Raw genomic sequence first — 16,592 nt, forward strand, 5'->3', positions numbered from 1 at the left:
GCATCGCCCTGCTGGCCGCGGCCAACTGGGACCCCGGAGTGTTCCCCGAGCCCGGGCGGCTCGACGTCCACCGCGGCGACCGGCACCACGTCGGCTTCGGCTACGGCGTGCACCAGTGCCTCGGGCAGAACCTCGCCCGGCTGGAGCTGGAGATCGCGTTCTCCACCCTGTTCGCGCGCATCCCGACCCTGCGGGTCGCCGTGCCGGTGGACGAACTGCCCTACACATACGAGGGGTTGCTCTTCGGCCTGCACGAACTGCCCGTCACCTGGTAGGCGGATCACGCGGACTCAGCCCGGCCGGTGGGGGGCGCTCAGGGCGTTGGCCGAGGTGGTGGCGGGGATGGTGAGGCGGTGGGAGGTCGTGGCCAGGGCGCCACGGCGGGAGATGTAGTCGAGGGTGCGGTAGTCCACCGTGAGGTCGTCGCGGGTCACGCGGGCGATCAAGTAGCCGCGGCGCTGGTCGATGTAGGAGATGTGCGGGTTCTCCTGGAGCGCTTCGGCGATGAAGGTCTTGTCGCGGTAGCCGTCGCCGTCGCTGCTGATGGACGTGGCCACGACCTCGTTGGCCACCACCGGCGAGTCGGGGTCGTCGAAGTCGGTCTTGAGTTCGGCGGCGTGGTGCATGTGCACGTCGCCCGTCAGCACCACGGGGTTCGCCGTGCGGGCCAACGCCCCGAGTACGCGCGTGCGCTCGCCGGCGTAGCCGTCCCAGGAGTCGAGGTTGACCTCGCGGCCGGGCCCGACCTTGAAGTCGCGCTGCGCCATGAGGATCTGCTGTCCGAGCAGGTTCCAGCGGGTGTCGGAGGCACTCAGGCCGCTCTCCAGCCAGCGCCACTGGTCCTCCCCGAGCAGCGTGCGGCGCTCGTCGAGCCGGTCGTCGCAGCCGGCCCGCACACCGTCGCTGCACGCCTGGTCGTCGCGGAACTGCCGGGTGTCCAGCAGGTGGAAGCGGGCCAGCTTACCCCAGGAGACGCGCCGGTTCACCCGTAGTGACGCCCCGTGGAGGCCGGCGCGGCGCAGCGGCATGTTCTCGTAGTACGCGCGGAACGCCTCCGCGCGGCGGCGGGCGAAGGCGGGCGCGTCCGTGCTGGAGTGGGAGCCGGCCCAGTTGTTCTCCACCTCGTGGTCGTCGAAGAGCGCGAGCCAGGGCGCCGCCCGGTGGGCGGCCTGCAGGTCGCGGTCGCTCTTGTACTGGGCGTGCCGCAGCCGGTAGTCGGCCAGCGTCTGGCACTTGCCTGGCGTGTGGGTGCGTACGCGCCGCCCGAGCGCCGTGTAGCCGCTGGGGGCGTACTCGTACAGGTAGTCCCCGAGGAAGACCACCAGGTCGGGCTCCTGCTCGGCCAGGCGGCGGTAGGCGGTGTAGTAGCCGTGCTCGAAGTGCGCGCACGCCGCCACCGCGAACGTCAGCGGCGTCTCCCCCGTCGGCGTCGTCCGGGTGCGGCCGCTCGGCGAAAGCCGCCCTTCGCCGCGGAACCGGTAGAAGTACTCGCGCCCCGGTTGCAGCCCTTCGAGCTCGACGTGGACGCTGTGCGCGGCGGACGCCCGCGCGGTGGCCGTACCGGACCTGACGATCTTGGAGAAGCGCTCGTCGGCGGAGACCTGCCAGTCCACCTCCACGTCGCGGGACGGCATGCCGCCGCGGCCGTCGCCGCTGAGCGGGTCGACGGCCAGTCGGGTCCACAGGACGAAGCCGTCGGCGGAGGGGTCTCCGGAGGCGACGCCGAGCGTGAACGGATCGGATCTGAGGGTTCTGTAGGAGGCGGACGCCGGTGCGGCCGAGTGGGGAACGAGGAGGCCGGCTGTCGCCGCTGTCAGGAAGGCTCTGCGGTCCACGCTCCCAGGTATCGCCCGCCGGATTGACTCCGCCGTGACAGCGGCGTCAAGGGCGGATGAACAGCGTCGGTCGTCCTGTCCGCGCAGTTCATCCGGGAGATCACCCGTTCGTACGTTTCCATGAACCCGTTCATGAACGCGCGGTCAGGACAGGGCGGCGCGCAGGTCGGCGGCGCCGGTGAAGAGCACGCCGGTCATGCCCGCGCGTTCGGCGCCCTCGACGTTCTCCAGGCGGTCGTCGATGAAGACGATGTCAGCGGGGTCGGCGCCGAGCGCCCTGGCCGTCTCGTCGTAGATCTCCCTGCCGGGTTTGACCAGGCCCAGGCGCCCGCTGTAGAAGCGGTGGCCGATCGCGGCGATCCAGGGCAGCTGGTCGAGGCCCTCGCCGACGCAGACGGGCGCGTTGGACAGCAGCGCCACCTCGCGCCCGGCCGCGATCAGCTCGCCGAGCAGCTCGACCGTGCCCTCGTCGGGGTGCGCCCAGCTGGCGACGTCCATGGCGACCAGGCGGGCGACCTCGGCGTGGGTGACGGGCCGGTCGAGCACCGCCGCCCAGTAGGCGTGCGGGGTCAGGGCACCCGCGTCGAACTCCAGCCGGTGCTCCCAGTACCGGCTCATGAACGCCTCCGGCTCGGCGCCCACGGCGCGCGCCATGGCCTCGGCGTCAGAGCCGGGCTGGGGAAGGGAGAGAACACCGCCGTAGTCGAAAACAGTCCACGTCATGGCACGAATGGTCGCAGATGCGGGCCGAGGGCGGGACAGCCGAGGTACTTCTCCGCGGTGTGGAAGTCGATCCAGTCGAGGTTGACCAGTTCCTCGGCGTCGACGCCGGTGAAGCTGCCGGCCAGTGCGGGCGGGATGGCGGCGATGTCGTCCTTGTCGGCGATGTTGACCCAGCGCCCGACGCCCGGGGGTCGCTCGCCGCGGCCGTTGACCGGGGCGGGCAGGAGGCGCTCGAAGACGACGTCTCGCATGCCGAGCGGGCTGCCGAGCGTGACCAGGAGGTCGACGCGCAGGTCGGGGTCGGCCCACAGCGCCTCGTACGCGACGACGCTGCCGAGCGAGTGGGCGATCACGACCTTGGCGCCGTTCCGCCTGATGGTCTCGGCCACGGCGCGGCGGCACTTCTCGCGCCTGCCCTGGTCGGTGAGGTAGGACGCCACCTCAGGGGCGAACAGCGCGGCGAACGCCGCCGACCTCTCGTCGAGCTTGTCGAGCAGCCAGCCGGTGAACGTCCTGAGCGCGCCCGTGACGTGCTCGCCGAGGCCGAGGTTCCCGGCCCAGCCGACCAGCACGGCCTCGGCCTGCACGTCCATGGCGGCCGGGGTGGCGGTGGCGTCCTCGCCGCCGTCGTTCAGGTGGTGGGAGAAGTAGGCGATCTCGGCGAAGTACGGCCGCGTCTCTCCGCCGAGGCAGCCGTGCAGGTAGCGGTCCCATTTGCGCCGCATGGCCTCAGCCGCCCCCGTCGCCGAGCGCCCGGCCCTCAGGTAGTAGTCGTACTTGCCGATCCCGTGCACGCCGACGATGACGGCCACCGAGCCTCCCCACCCCCGCGATCTCTTCCGCGCGATACTGGCATACGCCGCGCGCGATCGGCCGTCAAGCGGTGGGAAATGCCGTTGCGGGAGGCATACCGCCCCCATATACGGTGACATGTCGTAAGTAGAGGCACGTTTCGAGGAGCTGCACCCATGCCCGGCCCGCTGGTCGTCAACGACTCGGTCGTCATTCCCGACGCCGAGCTCGTCTGGCGTTTCTCCCGTTCGTCGGGGCCGGGAGGGCAGGGCGTCAACACCACCGACAGCCGCGTGGAGCTCTCCTTCGACGTGGCCGCGAGCACGGCCCTGCCGCCGGCGCTCAAGGCGCGCGCCCTCGACCGCCTCGGCTCCGGCACGATCACGATCGCCGCCTCGGAGTACCGCTCCCAGCTGCGCAACCGCGAGGCGGCCGAGCACCGCCTGGCGCAACGGCTGCGCGAGGCCATCGCCCCGCCGCCCAAGCGCCGCCGCCCCACCAAGCCCAGCCGGGGCGCGGTCGAGCGCCGCATCGCCGCCAAGAAGCACCGCTCCGACGTCAAGCGCCTCCGCCGCGAGCCCTGAGACGCGAACCCCTGAGACGCTGAGCGCCAGCCGATGAACGCTAGAGGATGAGCCGGGGCAGCGACGCGACGCTGCCGGACAGGTAGCCCGCCACCGCCCTCGGCACCAGATTCCTGGACGTGATCTCGGTCTGCTCCAGCCGTACGCGCTCGACCTCGTACAGCCCGCGCGACGGGTCGTCGAACTCCGGGCCGTTCCGCAGCGCCGGGTCCATCGACACCAGCCGGCACCCGAACAGGTGCTGCGTTTTCACCTCGCCCAGGCACGGGTACGACACACTCACCAGCGGCGTCACCGCGCGGACCGTCGCGCCGAGCTCTTCGAGCAGTTCCCGGTGCAGGGTGTCCTCCAGTGAGCCGTCCGCCGGTTCGACGTGCCCGCCGGGCACCGTCCAGTAGAGGTCGCGTCCCGGCACCGTACGGCGGAAGAGGATGAGACGCTCGTGGTGATCGAGCAGGACACCCCGGACACTGGGTCGCATACATCCACCCTATTTGACCGGTATGTCCTTCGGGTAGCCTAACCTACGGTACCGTAACCTGAAGGAGAAGATCTTTTATGGCGATGACTCAGACGGAGCTGCTGCACGAGCTGGAGCCCGTGGTCGCCGGGGAGCTGAACCGCCACGAGAAGATGGCCAAGGAGTGGTTCCCGCACGAGTACATCCCGTGGAGCCAGGGCCGCGACTTCGACGGCATCTACGGGGGCGAGGCGTGGCAGGAGAGCGACTCCACGATCCCCGAGGCCGCGCGCGTGTCGCTCATCGTCAACCTCCTCACCGAGGACAACCTGCCCAGCTACCACCACGAGATCGCGACCACGTTCGGGCGCGACGGCGCCTGGGGGACGTGGGTCCACCGGTGGACCGCCGAGGAGGACCGCCACGGCACCGCCCTGCGCGACTACCTCACCGTCACCCGCGCCGTGGACCCGGTCGCGCTGGAGCGCGCCCGCATGCACCACATGGAGCAGGGCTTCGTCACCGCGTACGGCACCATGCTGCAGCAGCTCGCCTACGTCTCCTTCCAGGAGCTGGCCACCCGCATCTCACACCGCAACACCGGCATGGCCTCCGGCGACGAGGGCTGCGAGCGGCTGCTCGCCCGCATCGCCGCCGACGAGAACCTGCACATGCTCTTCTACCGCAACCTGCTCAAGGCGGCCTTCGAGCTCGACCCCAACCAGACCATGCGGGCGGTGACCGACGTCGTCACCACCTTCCAGATGCCCGGCACGGGCATGGAGGGCTTCGCCCGCAAGGCCATGATCATCGCGCACGAGGGCATCTACGACCTGCGTCTCCACCTCGACGACGTGCTCATGCCGGTGCTGCGGCAGTGGGCGGTCTTCGACAAGACAGGGCTGGACGCCGAGGGCGAGAAGGCACGCGATGAGCTGTCGGCGTTCCTGGAGAAGACCGACGCCACGGCCGCGAGGTTCGTCGAACGCCGCGAGGAGCGCCGCGCCCGCATCGCCGCCCGCGGCTAGCCACCCGCACGCCTGTCGGCCCGCCCCCGGGGCCGGCAGGCGGCGGACGACGCGCTAGCGCTATTCGCGGGCCGCGCGCGACAGGGAATCGCCCCGTGCGGCGAAGCCTGGTGTCCCTCTTGACCAGCCGATGGTCTTGCGCATCCGACCATCGGGCAGGTTCCCGCTAACACCGGAACCTCTTGGGAGCAGTGGGTGAAAATCATCGGGATCGCCGCAAGCCTCCACGCGGGGTCATTTATCACGAGATTGTTGGATGCCGCGGGCGGCGAACTGCCGGAAGGCGTCGGTTTCGAGGTCTGGCAGGGGCTGGGGACGATCCCGCCGTACCGCCCGGGTCCGGTGCCGCCGGAGGCCCGAGATCTCGTCTCGATGACGGCCGGCAGCGACGCGATCCTGCTGACCGCTCCTGAGCACAGCCTGCTCCCGGTGGAGCTGGCGCACGCGCTGGACTGGATGTCGGCGCGCGAGGGCCTGTCGGGCAAGCACGTGGCCGTGATGAGCGCGAGCGTGCGGGCGTGCGGCGCGATGTGGGCGCAGGCGGAGCTGTACAAGCACCTGCTGGGCGCGGGCGCGGTCGTCATGGGCGAGGAGCTGGTGATCTCGCCGGCCTGCCCGCACTTCGACGAGGACGGCCGCCTGACGGCGCCCGAACTGCGCGCCCAGGTGCGCGCGGTGATCCGCCAGCTCTGCCCCGCCGGGGTCATGGAGCCGGTGCTCTCCCTGCGCTGACGAGGAGAGCACGGGAGTGATTCTCTCCACTCAGGACGAGGCCTACACGGAAGCGAGCGTTCTACCAGGGAGAACGGCCACGCGGTCGGGAGAAAAGTACGGGATGAGAATCCTGCACCGGCTAGCGCCGGTCTTCGATCTCCCAGATGTGGTCGATGACGTGCCAGGCGATACGCCGCAGCGCGTAGCGCGGCGGCCACGCGGTGGTCGCCGGCGGCTCCCACGGCCGCGACAGCACCTCGATCAGCTCCGCCCGCATCGCGTCGCGGTCGGCCACCGATCTGAACGGCTTGTGCCGCACCCCGATGTTGCGCGCGTAGGAACGCTCCGCCTCGGTCACGTGAGCGACGATCTTACTGCGGTCGCGGCCGCCGCCGCGCGGGCCCTTGCGCAGCTCCTCCGGGGAGAGCGCGGCGGTCTCCCCGAACGACTCCCAGGCCGCCCGCACCACCGCGGCCTGACGCTCGGCCTCGGGCCCCGGCAGCGGCTCCAGGTCGAGGCCGGGCACCTGGTACGGCACCCCGAAGTCGGTCGTCCCGGCTCCCTGCACCCGGGCCACGACCTCGGGCTCCCCGGGGTCGAAGGCGAGCCCGGCCCGCTCGGCGATCACCCGGTAGCGGGGCACATAATCCATGAGCCGGTCGAGCGCCGCCTCCTCGCCCTTGTCGATCCGGCACCAGCCGGGCCAGTCGAGCGAGCAGGCGAACACCTTCTTGGGGCCGATCTCGAGATAGACGCGGGTCATACGGCCGAGCCTGTCACGCGTACCTGTCAAGGGACGTCAGGTTCAGATGAGGTCGATGAGGTCGGCCACCGAGTCGACGACCAGCGACGGCCGGTAGGGGTAGCGGTCGATCTCGTGACGCTGGGTGACGCCGGTCAGGACGAGGATGGTGAACAGGCCCGCCTCCATGCCGGAGACGATGTCGGTGTCCATGCGGTCGCCGATCATCGCGGTCGTCTCGCTGTGGGCGTCGATCTCGTTGAGCGCGCTGCGCATCATGCGGGGGTTGGGCTTGCCGACGAAGTAGGGGTCGACGCCGGTGGCCTTGGTGATCATCGCGGCGACGGCGCCGCAGGCCGGCAGCGAGCCCTCGGTGGAGGGGCCGATGGGGTCGGGGTTGGTCGCGATGAAGCGCGCGCCGCCCTCGATGAGGCGGATGGCGCGGGTGATCTGGGTGAAGCTGTACGTGCGCGTCTCGCCGAGCACCACGTAGTCGGGGTCGAGGTCGGTCAGGATGTAGCCGACCTCGTGCAACGCCGTGGTCAGGCCCGCCTCGCCGATGACGTACGCCGAGCCACCGGGGCGCTGGTCGTCGAGGAACTGGGCGGTGGCCAGCGCGGAGGTGAAGATGGACTCGACCGGCACGTCGAGGCCGGCGCCCGCGAGCCGCACCGACAGGTCGCGGCGGGTGTAGATCGAGTTGTTGGTCAGAACCTTGAACCGTTTGCCCGACTCGCTGAGCCGCTTGATGAACTCGTCGGCCCCGGGGACGGGCCGCCCCTCGTGCACGAGAACACCGTCCATGTCGGACAACCAGGAATCGATCCGCTTACGCTGAGTCACCCGCTTATCGTACCGACCGGGCGTTTCGTGATGCGGAACTACACCCCTGGACGAAGGGCGCCATCTGTGAACAATGTCCTCATGTCGTTCATTGAATCCGCGCAGGACATGCGGGACGAACTCGTACAGCTCCGCCACTCCCTTCACACCACGCCCGAGATCGGTCTCTACCTGCCGCGAACCCAGGAGAAGGTGCTGGCCGCGCTCGAGGGGCTCCCGCTGGAGATCTCCACCGGCACCCGGCTCAGCTCGGTGACCGCCGTGCTGCGCGGCGGCCGGCCGGGGCCCGCGGTGCTCCTGCGGGGTGACATGGACGCCCTCCCCGTGACCGAGAAGAACGATCTGCCGTACGTCTCACAGATCGCCGGGCAGATGCACGCCTGCGGCCACGACCTGCACACCACGATGCTGGCGGGCGCGGCGCACCTGCTGAGCGCGCGCAGGGAGGAGCTGGCCGGCGATGTGATCTTCATGTTCCAGCCCGGGGAGGAGGGGCACGACGGTGCCAAGTACATGATCGAGGAGGGCGTGCTCGACGCGGCGGGCGAGCGCCCGGTGGCCGCGTACGGGCTGCACGTCGTCTCCTCGATGATGCCGCCGTCGACGTTCATGTCGCGGCCGGGGCCGTTGATGGCGGCGGCGGACGTGTTCCAGGTGACGGTGAAGGGGCGCGGCGGTCACGGGTCGACCCCGTGGCGGTCGCTCGACCCGATCCAGGCGGGCTGCGAGATGGTGGCCGCACTGCAGACGATGGTGACCAGGACGTTCGACGTGTTCGACCCCGTGGTGGTGACCGTGGGCAGCTTCCACGGCGGCACGAAGGACAACATCATCCCGGACGAGGCGTCGTTCGAGGCCACGGTGCGGACCTTCAGCAAGGAGAACCGGACGCTGATGAAGCGGCGGCTGGTCGAGCTCGTCGAGGGCATCGCGGCGGCGCACGGGCTGCGGGTCGAGGCCTCGTTCGGGATGGGCTACCCGGTGACGGTGAACGACGAGAGCGAGTCGGAGTTCGTCGGGCGGACGGCCGACGAACTGTTCGGGCCGGGCCGCTTCTACGTCGCGCCGCAGCCGATCATGGGCTCGGAGGACTTCTCGTACGTGCTGGAGTCGGTGCCGGGGGCGTTCACCTTCCTGGGCGCCTGCCCGCCCGACCGCGACCCCGCGACCGCGCCCTACAACCACTCCCCCGAGGCCATGTTCGACGACGCGGTGCTGCCCGACGGGGCCGCGCTCTACGCGTCGCTGGCGTTCTCGCGGCTGTCCTGACATGCGCGCCTGGGTGGTGGAGCGGCCGGGGCCGATGGCGTCCGGGCCGCTGGCGCTCGTCGAGCGGGAGGTGCCCGAGCCCGGACCGGGCGAGGTGCTCGTCCGCGTGGAGGCGTGCGGCGTGTGCCGTACGGACCTGCACCTCGCCGAGGGCGATCTGCCACCCAGGCGGCCTCGCACCACCCCCGGGCACCAGGTGGTAGGCCGGGTGGCCGGCACGGGCGAGCGCGTCGGCGTGGCGTGGCTGCGCTCGACCTGCGGCCGGTGCCGCTACTGCCGGCGCGGGACGGAGAACCTCTGCCCCGGTTCCGCCTACACGGGGTGGGACGCGGACGGCGGGTTCGCCGAATACCTGGCCGCGCCCGCCGAGTACGTCTACCCGCTGCCCGGCGACGTGCCCGCCGAGCGGCTGGCGCCGCTGCTGTGCGCGGGGATCATCGGCTACCGGGCGCTGGCCCGCTGCGACCTGCCGGAGGGCGGGCGGCTGGGCATCTACGGGTTCGGCGCCTCGGCCCACCTGACCGCGCAGGCCGCGATCGCGCGCGGCGCCACCGTGCACGTGGTGACCCGCTCCCCCGCCGCCCGCGCGCTGGCGCTGGAGCTCGGGGCCGCCTCGGCGGGCGACCGGCCGCCCGAGCCGCTGGACGCGGCCATCCTCTTCGCGCCGGTGGGCGACCTCGTGCCGCCCGCGCTGGAGGCGCTCGACCGGGGCGGGACGCTGGCGATCGCCGGCATCCACCTGACCGGCGTGCCGCCGCTCGACTACGACCGGCACCTGTTCCAGGAGCGCACGCTGCGCAGCGTGACGGCCAACACCAGGGCCGACGGGCGGGCCTATCTGGAGCTCGCGCTGGCGCACCCGCCGCGCGTGACGATCGCCCCGTATTCCGTGGAAAACGCCGCCCTGGCGCTCGCGGATCTGGCGAATGGCCAGGTCAACGGTGCCGCGGTTTTGGTAATGGATTAACCGAACCCTTGATGGCGCTTAGCACCACTCCGTACACTCATGAAGGAAAGTTACATTAGCCTCACATCTCCTGGAGATTATTGACGCTGATGTGGCGTGATCGTAGTGTCCCGTCAATCCTTCTTAGATCCTGTCATCAGGTCCGACATCCCCCGGAGCGGCAAATGAAGCGACTGGCAGCGGTAGTGGCGTTGCTGGGTCTTGCCACCGCGACTGCGGCGTGCAGTGGTGGCACCACCAACAATTCCGGCGGCTCGGGCGGTGGCGGCGGGCTCTTCACCACGATCGACGTAGCCCGGCCGGGCCTCGACGCGTCGGCGCCGGCCAATCCCTGGAACCCGAAGGGCAACGCCTTCCTGGGGTACAACGGGATGAAGCTGGCCTGGGTCAAGAACCACCTCACCGACCCCAACCAGTTCTACCCCGGCGTCGCCGCCAACTGGGACATCGCGGCCGACAATTCCTCCATCACCATTCACGTCCAGCCGAACGCCAAGTGGTCCGACGGCAAGCCGGTGACCGCCGAGGACGTCCGGCTCTCCATCGGCCTGGCCTACACCACCGGCAGCACCGCGTTCGCGATCACGCCCGGCGCCGCCGGCGCGGCGGCCGAGGTGCAGGTCGTCGACGACAAGACCGTCAAGGTCACCCAGGACATGACGAACCCGAGCGCCAAGTTCGCCCGCGGTGTTCTGGACAACTGGGTCGTCCCCGCGCACGTCTGGGGCAGCGTGCTGCCGGCCGACTTCTGGGACAAGCTCAAGACCTCCAGGGGCGAGGGCGAGGCGGCCGACAAGGCGCGCGAGGAGATCCTCGCGCTCGGCCAGAAGGTGCTGGCCTTCGCGCCGCCCAAGGACGTCTCCGCCGGCCCGTTCACCCTGGAGCGGGTGAACCCGGGCGAGGCGCTGCTGGTGAAGAACCCGAACTTCTACAACGCCGCCAACGTGGCGCCCGCGCAGGTGAAGTTCCTCAACTACAGCGGCAACGAGCAGATCTGGAACTACCTGAGCGCCGGCAAGCTCGACCACTCCGGCTTCATCGCCGCCCCGCCGGACGTGATGAACCGGATCAAGCAGGCGCCCGGCTCCCACATCATCACCGGCTTCTCCCCGGTGGCCGTCGGCATGGCGTTCAACCAGAGCAAGAAGCCGTACGACAACGTGCACGTGCGCCGGGGCCTGGCCTACCTCATCGACCGCGCCCAGGTGACCAAGGTCGCCTCGCCCGACGGCGGCACGCCGGCCCTCACGACCTCCGGCATCCACCAGAAGCCCGCGCAGGAGTGGATCGGCTCGGAGCTGAGCAGCCTGGAGCCGTACAACCACGACGTGGCCAAGGCCGAGGCCGAGTTCACCGAGGCCGGCCTGAAGAAGCAGGACGGTAAGTGGACGCTGGCCGACGGCTCGCCGTGGAAGGTCACGATGCACGCGCCGGCCGGCTTCTCCGACTGGATCTCCGCGCAGGAGAACATCAAGAGCCAGCTCATCGACAACGGCGTCGACGCCGAGGTGGTGACCGTCGCCGACTACCCCGTCTACCTGGAGGAGATCGCGGCGGGCAAGTACGACGTCGGCTTCTGGCTGATGGCGCTCGGCCCCGCGCCGTACGACATCTACCAGCGCCTCTACGGCACCTCGAACGGCTGGACCAACGTGGCCGGCAAGGTCTCCCACAACGCGCCCGGCAAGGGCGGCAACTGGATGGGCGGCGCCGAGGAGATCGACGTCGAGGGCGTCGGCAAGGTCAACCCCGGTGAGCTGACGGCGGAGCTGAACGCCGCCTCCGCCGAGGAGGCCAAGCCCATCATGGCCAAGCTCGCCAAGGCCGCCAACCAGGACCTCCCGGTCATCCAGCTGTGGGACTACGTCAACACGCAGTTCACCAACACCTCCCGGTTCACCGGGTGGCCGCAGAACGACAGCGACCTGCTGCGCCTGCCCGCCGGTGTCTGGATCCAGCTGGGCATGATCAAGGCCAAGCAATAGAGAAGAGCGTATGACGGTCATCGCACGGCGACTCGCGGGCCACCTGGCCCGCGGAGTCGTCATGATCCTCGTGGTCGCCACGATCAGTTTCTTCATCGTCAGGAGCATCCCCGGCGATCCGGTGGCGGCGAACGTGCAGAAGCTGATCGAGCAGGGCATGGCCCCTGAGGCGGCCGAGCAGGCGACCCGCGTGCTGTACGGCTTCCAGCCGAAGGGCACCCTGTGGCAGCAGTACGTCGACTACATGGGCGGGCTGCTCACCTTCGACCTGGGCCAGTCGGTCACGCACGCCGGCGCGCCCGTGACGGACGTGCTGGCCGACGCGGCCAAGTGGACCGTCCTGCCGGTGCTGGCGGGGACGCTGCTGAGCTTCCTGGTGGGCATCGTGATGGGCGTCTACGCGGCCATCCGGCGCAGCGGCAAGCTCGGCGACGTCCTGGCGATCTCGGGTTCGCTGCTGCACGGCGTGCCGCAGTACGTGCTGGGCCTGCTGCTCAGCGCGATCTTCGCCACGCTGATCCCGATCCTGCCGGCCGACGGGCCGGTGGACATCCTGTTCGAGCCCGGGTTCAACGCCGGCTACATCGGCTCGCTGGTCGAGCACGCGGTGCTGCCGGTGGCGACGTACGCGCTGGCCGCGTACGGCGGGTGGATCCTGGCGATGAAGTCGAGCGTCGTCACCGTGCTGGGCGACGACTTCATCCTGGCCGCCGAGCTGCGCGGGATGAAGCGCTCGATCATCTTCCGGTACATCGCGCGCAACGCGATCCTGCCGCTGTTCACGATCCTCGCGCTCTCGCTCGGCCTGCTGCTGGGCGGCGCGGTGTTCATCGAGCGGATCTTCAACTATCCCGGGCTCGGGCTGCTGCTCATCGAGAGCATCACGATGCGCGACTACGCCCTGATGGGCGGCGCGTTCCTGCTGATCACGATGGCCATCATCGTGGCGAACATCGTCGCGGACCTGTTCTACAGCGTCATCGACCCGCGGGTCCGCAGCGGGGAGGAGGTGTCCGCATGAGCGAGCGAGCAACGGGACACAGCGTCTTGACGCTCATGGGACCGGCGGAGGAGAGCGCATGAGCGTCCTTCTGGAGAGCTCGTCCACGAGCGCGGCCATGCGCCGCAACTTCTGGGCGGGCGTGTGGCGGGTGATGCGCCGCAAGCCCAGCCGCCTGGTGGGCGCGGTGCTCATGGCCGGGTTCGTGTTCATGGGCGCCTTCGGGCCGCTGTTCTATCCGAACCCGCTGCCGCGCGACGTCGACCAGCTGACCAGGCCGCCGAGCTGGGAGCACTGGCTCGGCACCGACGACCAGGGCCGCGACGTGGTCGCGCTGGTGGTCACCGGCTCCCGGTACGTGCTGCTGGCCGCGCTCGTCACCGCTGTCATCACGGTGGTCCTGGGCACCGGCATCGGGCTGTTCTCCGGCTTCAAGCGGGGCCGCTGGGACACCGTGCTCATGCGGATCACCGACATGAAGCTGACCATCCCAGGCCTGCCGCTGCTGCTGGTGCTCTCCACGGTGTGGAAGTTCAGCAGCGCCGTGCAGATGGGCCTGGTGCTGGGGCTGCTGAGCTGGGGCGGCGTGGCGCGGGCGGTGCGCGCGCAGACGTTGTCGCTGCGGGAGCGGGGCTTCATCGAGGCGGCGCGCGGGCTCGGACTGTCGACCTCCCACATCGTCGGCAGGGAGCTGCTGCCGAGCATGGCGCCGTACATCGCGATGAACATGCTGATCGCGATCACCGGCGGGGTCTACTCCCAGGTGGGCCTGTTCTTCCTGGGCGTGCTGCCGTACGAGTCGAACAACTGGGGTCAGATGCTCAACACGGCGGTGTTCCGCTCCGGCGCGCTGACCGTGCCGAGCGCGCTCGGCTTCCTGCTCGGGCCGCTGCTGGCGATCCTGCTGCTGACGCTGGCCATCGTGCTCGTGGTGGACGCCATGGACGAGATCTTCAACCCCCGGCTGCGCGAGGAGTAAAGGGTGAGCAAGCAAGCGCCGGGCGTGCGCATCGACGGCCTGACGGTCGTCTACAAGACAACGGCGGGCGAGCTGCCCGCCGTCCGGGACGTCAGCCTGACGCTGGAGCCCGGCTCGATCACCGGCATCGTGGGCGAATCCGGGTCCGGCAAGTCCACGCTGGCCCTGTCGCTGCTCAACGCGGTCCAGCCGCCGGGCCGGATCTCCGCGGGCAGCGTCGAGATCGACGGGCTCGGCGACGTGGTGGGCCTGCGCGGCGAGCAGCTGCGCAAGGCCCGCGGCAAGCACATCGGGTACGTCTTCCAGGCCGCCCAGAACTCTCTCAACCCGCTCAAGACCGTCGGCAAGCAGCTGCTCGACCTCGGCCGCTCGCACGGCGTGGAGGACCTGCGCGGCCTGGTGCGCGAGGCCAGGGAGCTGCTCGGCCGGATGGGCCTGGACGGCGCCCGGGTGCTCGACTCGCACCAGCACGAGCTGTCCGGCGGCATGCGCCAGCGGGTCGGCATCATGCTGGCGCTGGTGCTCAACGCCCACGTGGTGGTGCTCGACGAGCCGACGACCGCGCTCGACATGATCACGCAGGCCAACATCCTCAAGATCGTGCGCGAGGTGCACGCCGAGCGCGGCCTGACGACCCTGGTCATCACCCACGACATCGGCGTGGTGGCCGAGGTCGCCGACCGACTGGCCGTCATGTACGGCGGCCGCCTGGTCGAGCAGGGCCCGACCCGCGAGGTGCTCGGCTCGCCGCGGCACCCGTACACCAAGGGGCTGATCAGGGCCATCCCGCGGCTCGTCGGCGACATCGACGAGGCGCAGGCGCTGCCCGGCCGCCCGCCCACGCTGGCGACGGTGCCGAAGCAGGGCTGCGTGTTCAGGGAGCGGTGCGCGCTGCGCATGGACGTGTGCGACGACGTCGACCCCGAGGCCGTCCTGCAGGGCACGAGGACCGTGGCCTGCCACGCCGTGACCGTGAAGGAGCACGCATGATCACCGGAACCGGTGTCGTCAAGACGTTCAAGCAGCGGGGCAAGGTGCTCGGCGCCCGCGACGTCCAGGCGCTGCGGGGCGTGGACTTCGCGATCCCCAAGGGCGGCGCGGCCTCGTTCATCGGCGAGTCCGGGTGCGGCAAGACGACGCTGGGGCGGATCATCGCGGGGCTGGAGACGTACGACGAGGGCGAGGTCGCCATCGACGGCGTGGCCATGTCGGGGCTCAAGCCCAAGGAGCGCCAGCCGCACTTCCGCAAGATCCAGATGATCCACCAGGACCCGTACTCGGCCCTGAACCCGACCCGCACCATCCACCAGACGCTGCACGCCCCGCTGAGCCTGCGGGCCCGGCAGACGGGCCGGTCGAGGTCGTGGATCGAGGAGCGGGCGGCCGAGGTGCTGTCGCTGGTGGGGCTCGACCCGGGCTCGGTGCTGGCGCGCTACCCGCACCAGCTGTCCGGCGGCATGCGGCAGCGCGTGGTGATCGCGCGGGCGCTGACCGTGGACCCCGAGATGCTGGTCGCCGACGAGGCCGTCTCGATGATCGACGTCTCGCTCCGGCTCGGCATCCTGGCGCTGCTGAAGGACCTGCGCGAGCGGCTCGGCGTGAGTGTGCTGTTCATCACGCACGACGTGGCGACGGCCCGCTACATCGGCGACGACGGCGAGCTGTACGTGATCTACCGCGGCCAGGTCGTCGAGCGCGGGTCGGTCGACACGGTCATCGCCGACCCCGTGCACCCGTACACGCAGTCGCTGCTGTCGGCCATCCCGGTGCTGCACGGGCTGGAGCAGCCGGGCGAGCAGCCGGTGGTGCCGCTGGAGTCGCTGGACGAGAGCCGGTCCGACGAGGGCTGCCTGTTCGCCCGCCGCTGCCCGTTCCGTGCCGACCGGTGCGAGAGCGAGCGGCCGCTGCTGCAGATCACCGGCGGCGTGCCGCAGGAGCACGCCTGCTTCCACCCCGAGCGCCGCAGCGTCATCGCGCGCCCGCTGAGCGAGGTGTGATGACGCACGCCGTACGGGCGGCCGAGCCCGCCGAGGCGGCACGCGTCGCCGAGGCCGCGCTGACGCTGGACCCCGGCGAGGGTGCGGCCCTGGTGGCCCACCTGTCGCGGCCCCCGGCCGGACGGCGCTGGACGGCGCTGGCCGTGGACGGCGGCGTGGTGCTGGCGTCCCTGTCCGCCCACACCGCCGGGGTCGGCCACATCGACCTGCTCGCCGTGCACCCTTCGGCGCGGGGTCAGGGGCGCGGCCGGGCGCTGGTGCGCGCGGCCGAGGAGTGGCTGACCGAGCAGGGGGCGCGCCAGGCCCGCTTCGCCGGCAACCCGCCGTGCTACGCCTGGCCGGGTGTCGACGTCCGCTACACCGCCGCCGCCTGCCTGGCCGAGAGCCTCGGGTACGAGCGCTACGACGTCGCCTGGAACATGACCGCCGACCTGGGCGCCGACCTGTCGGTCGAGGAGGACGTACGGCGGCTGGAGCGGGCCGGCGTGGCCGTCAGGGAGTCCGTGGAGGACCGCGAGCGGGTGGCCGCGTTCGTCGAGGAGCACTGGAACGATCGATGGGCCTGGGAGTCCGTCCACGCGGCCGGGCTGCACTACGCCGAGCGCGACGGCCGCATCCTCGGCTTCGCCGCCTGGGGTGCGCGGCCGCGTGGACGGACTCCCAGGCCCATCGAT

18 protein-coding genes are annotated in these 16,592 nt (G+C 70.7%); 12 read left to right on the forward strand and 6 right to left on the reverse strand.

Translation table 11 applies throughout. The features are described 5' to 3' along the window. The first annotated feature begins 2 nt into the window (after nt 1-2). Nucleotides 3-275 (forward strand): cytochrome P450, encoded by a 273-nt coding sequence (locus E1286_RS12880; RefSeq protein WP_132612046.1) that lies wholly within the window; start codon nt 3-5, stop codon nt 273-275. 15 nt (nt 276-290) lie between these two features. Here the strand turns inward: E1286_RS12880 and E1286_RS12885 are convergent, their stop codons facing one another. The 3 genes from E1286_RS12885 to E1286_RS12895 all read right to left on the reverse strand — a co-directional run bounded on the left by E1286_RS12885 (nt 291) and on the right by E1286_RS12895 (nt 3,370). Beyond that, on the reverse strand, nt 291-1,835 hold the full coding sequence (locus E1286_RS12885) for an alkaline phosphatase D family protein (protein ID WP_132612048.1): 1,545 nt from the start codon (nt 1,833-1,835) through the stop codon (nt 291-293). A 144-nt stretch (nt 1,836-1,979) separates the two neighbouring features. Further along, nucleotides 1,980-2,558 (reverse strand): HAD family hydrolase, encoded by a 579-nt coding sequence (locus E1286_RS12890; RefSeq protein ID WP_132612050.1) that lies wholly within the window; start codon nt 2,556-2,558, stop codon nt 1,980-1,982. Further along, nucleotides 2,555-3,370: a lipase family protein gene (locus E1286_RS12895; RefSeq protein WP_132612052.1), complete on the reverse strand. Its 816-nt coding sequence runs from the start codon at nt 3,368-3,370 to the stop codon at nt 2,555-2,557. Before E1286_RS12895 ends, E1286_RS12890 begins: the two co-directional genes overlap by 4 nt. 156 nt (nt 3,371-3,526) lie before the next feature. On the opposite strand from E1286_RS12895, the gene arfB reads away from it, so the two are divergent. After that, nucleotides 3,527-3,934 carry an alternative ribosome rescue aminoacyl-tRNA hydrolase ArfB gene (arfB, locus tag E1286_RS12900; protein ID WP_132612054.1) on the forward strand — a complete coding sequence of 136 codons (408 nt, stop codon included), beginning with the start codon at nt 3,527-3,529 and terminating at the stop codon, nt 3,932-3,934. Between the two features lie 40 nt (nt 3,935-3,974). On the opposite strand, the gene E1286_RS12905 is transcribed toward arfB, so the two are convergent. After that, nucleotides 3,975-4,415, reverse strand: coding sequence for an NUDIX domain-containing protein (locus tag E1286_RS12905; protein WP_132612056.1), 441 nt, complete (start codon nt 4,413-4,415; stop codon nt 3,975-3,977). A 77-nt stretch (nt 4,416-4,492) separates the two neighbouring features. Here E1286_RS12905 and E1286_RS12910 point away from each other — a divergent pair, with 77 nt between their 5' ends. Together E1286_RS12910 and E1286_RS12915 are read left to right on the forward strand one after the other, a co-directional pair. After that, entirely contained in the window at nt 4,493-5,422 is a 930-nt protein-coding gene (locus tag E1286_RS12910) for an acyl-ACP desaturase (protein ID WP_132612058.1), read from the forward strand. Between the two features lie 195 nt (nt 5,423-5,617). Continuing rightward, the gene (locus E1286_RS12915; protein ID WP_165969708.1) at nt 5,618-6,154 is read left to right on the forward strand and encodes an NADPH-dependent FMN reductase; all 537 of its coding nucleotides are present in this window, start codon (nt 5,618-5,620) and stop codon (nt 6,152-6,154) included. 121 nt (nt 6,155-6,275) lie between these two features. Here the strand turns inward: E1286_RS12915 and E1286_RS12920 are convergent, their stop codons facing one another. Together E1286_RS12920 and E1286_RS12925 are read right to left on the reverse strand one after the other, a co-directional pair. Continuing rightward, nucleotides 6,276-6,899, reverse strand: a complete 624-nt coding sequence (locus E1286_RS12920; RefSeq protein ID WP_132612062.1) for a hypothetical protein — start codon at nt 6,897-6,899, stop codon at nt 6,276-6,278. Nucleotides 6,900-6,941: 42 nt separating this feature from the next. Beyond that, nucleotides 6,942-7,721: an HAD-IIA family hydrolase gene (locus E1286_RS12925; protein WP_132612064.1), complete on the reverse strand. Its 780-nt coding sequence runs from the start codon at nt 7,719-7,721 to the stop codon at nt 6,942-6,944. A gap of 81 nt (nt 7,722-7,802) precedes the next feature. Here E1286_RS12925 and E1286_RS12930 point away from each other — a divergent pair, with 81 nt between their 5' ends. The 8 genes from E1286_RS12930 to E1286_RS12965 form a co-directional block, all read left to right on the forward strand. Then, nucleotides 7,803-8,990, forward strand: coding sequence for a M20 metallopeptidase family protein (locus tag E1286_RS12930; RefSeq protein WP_132612066.1), 1,188 nt, complete (start codon nt 7,803-7,805; stop codon nt 8,988-8,990). A 1-nt stretch (nt 8,991) separates the two neighbouring features. Next, nucleotides 8,992-9,957, forward strand: a complete 966-nt coding sequence (locus E1286_RS12935; protein ID WP_132612068.1) for a zinc-dependent alcohol dehydrogenase family protein — start codon at nt 8,992-8,994, stop codon at nt 9,955-9,957. 164 nt (nt 9,958-10,121) lie between these two features. Then, nucleotides 10,122-11,942: an ABC transporter substrate-binding protein gene (locus E1286_RS12940; RefSeq protein WP_132612070.1), complete on the forward strand. Its 1,821-nt coding sequence runs from the start codon at nt 10,122-10,124 to the stop codon at nt 11,940-11,942. Between the two features lie 10 nt (nt 11,943-11,952). Then, nucleotides 11,953-12,963, forward strand: a complete 1,011-nt coding sequence (locus E1286_RS12945; protein WP_132612072.1) for an ABC transporter permease — start codon at nt 11,953-11,955, stop codon at nt 12,961-12,963. 58 nt (nt 12,964-13,021) lie between these two features. Then, a complete protein-coding gene (locus tag E1286_RS12950) occupies nt 13,022-13,921 on the forward strand; it encodes an ABC transporter permease (RefSeq protein WP_132612074.1) in 900 nt (299 codons plus the stop codon). 3 nt (nt 13,922-13,924) lie between these two features. Continuing rightward, on the forward strand, nt 13,925-14,911 hold the full coding sequence (locus E1286_RS12955; RefSeq protein ID WP_246074805.1) for an ABC transporter ATP-binding protein: 987 nt from the start codon (nt 13,925-13,927) through the stop codon (nt 14,909-14,911). Further along, nucleotides 14,908-15,918, forward strand: a complete 1,011-nt coding sequence (locus tag E1286_RS12960; protein ID WP_132612076.1) for an ABC transporter ATP-binding protein — start codon at nt 14,908-14,910, stop codon at nt 15,916-15,918. Before E1286_RS12955 ends, E1286_RS12960 begins: the two co-directional genes overlap by 4 nt. Further along, a partial coding sequence (locus tag E1286_RS12965) for a GNAT family N-acetyltransferase (protein WP_132612078.1) occupies nt 15,918-16,592 on the forward strand: 675 nt, incomplete at its 3' end. The genes E1286_RS12960 and E1286_RS12965, both read left to right, overlap by 1 nt.

Origin of the sequence: Nonomuraea terrae (assembly GCF_004348995.1) — a bacterium.
Classification (GTDB): domain Bacteria; phylum Actinomycetota; class Actinomycetes; order Streptosporangiales; family Streptosporangiaceae; genus Nonomuraea; species Nonomuraea terrae.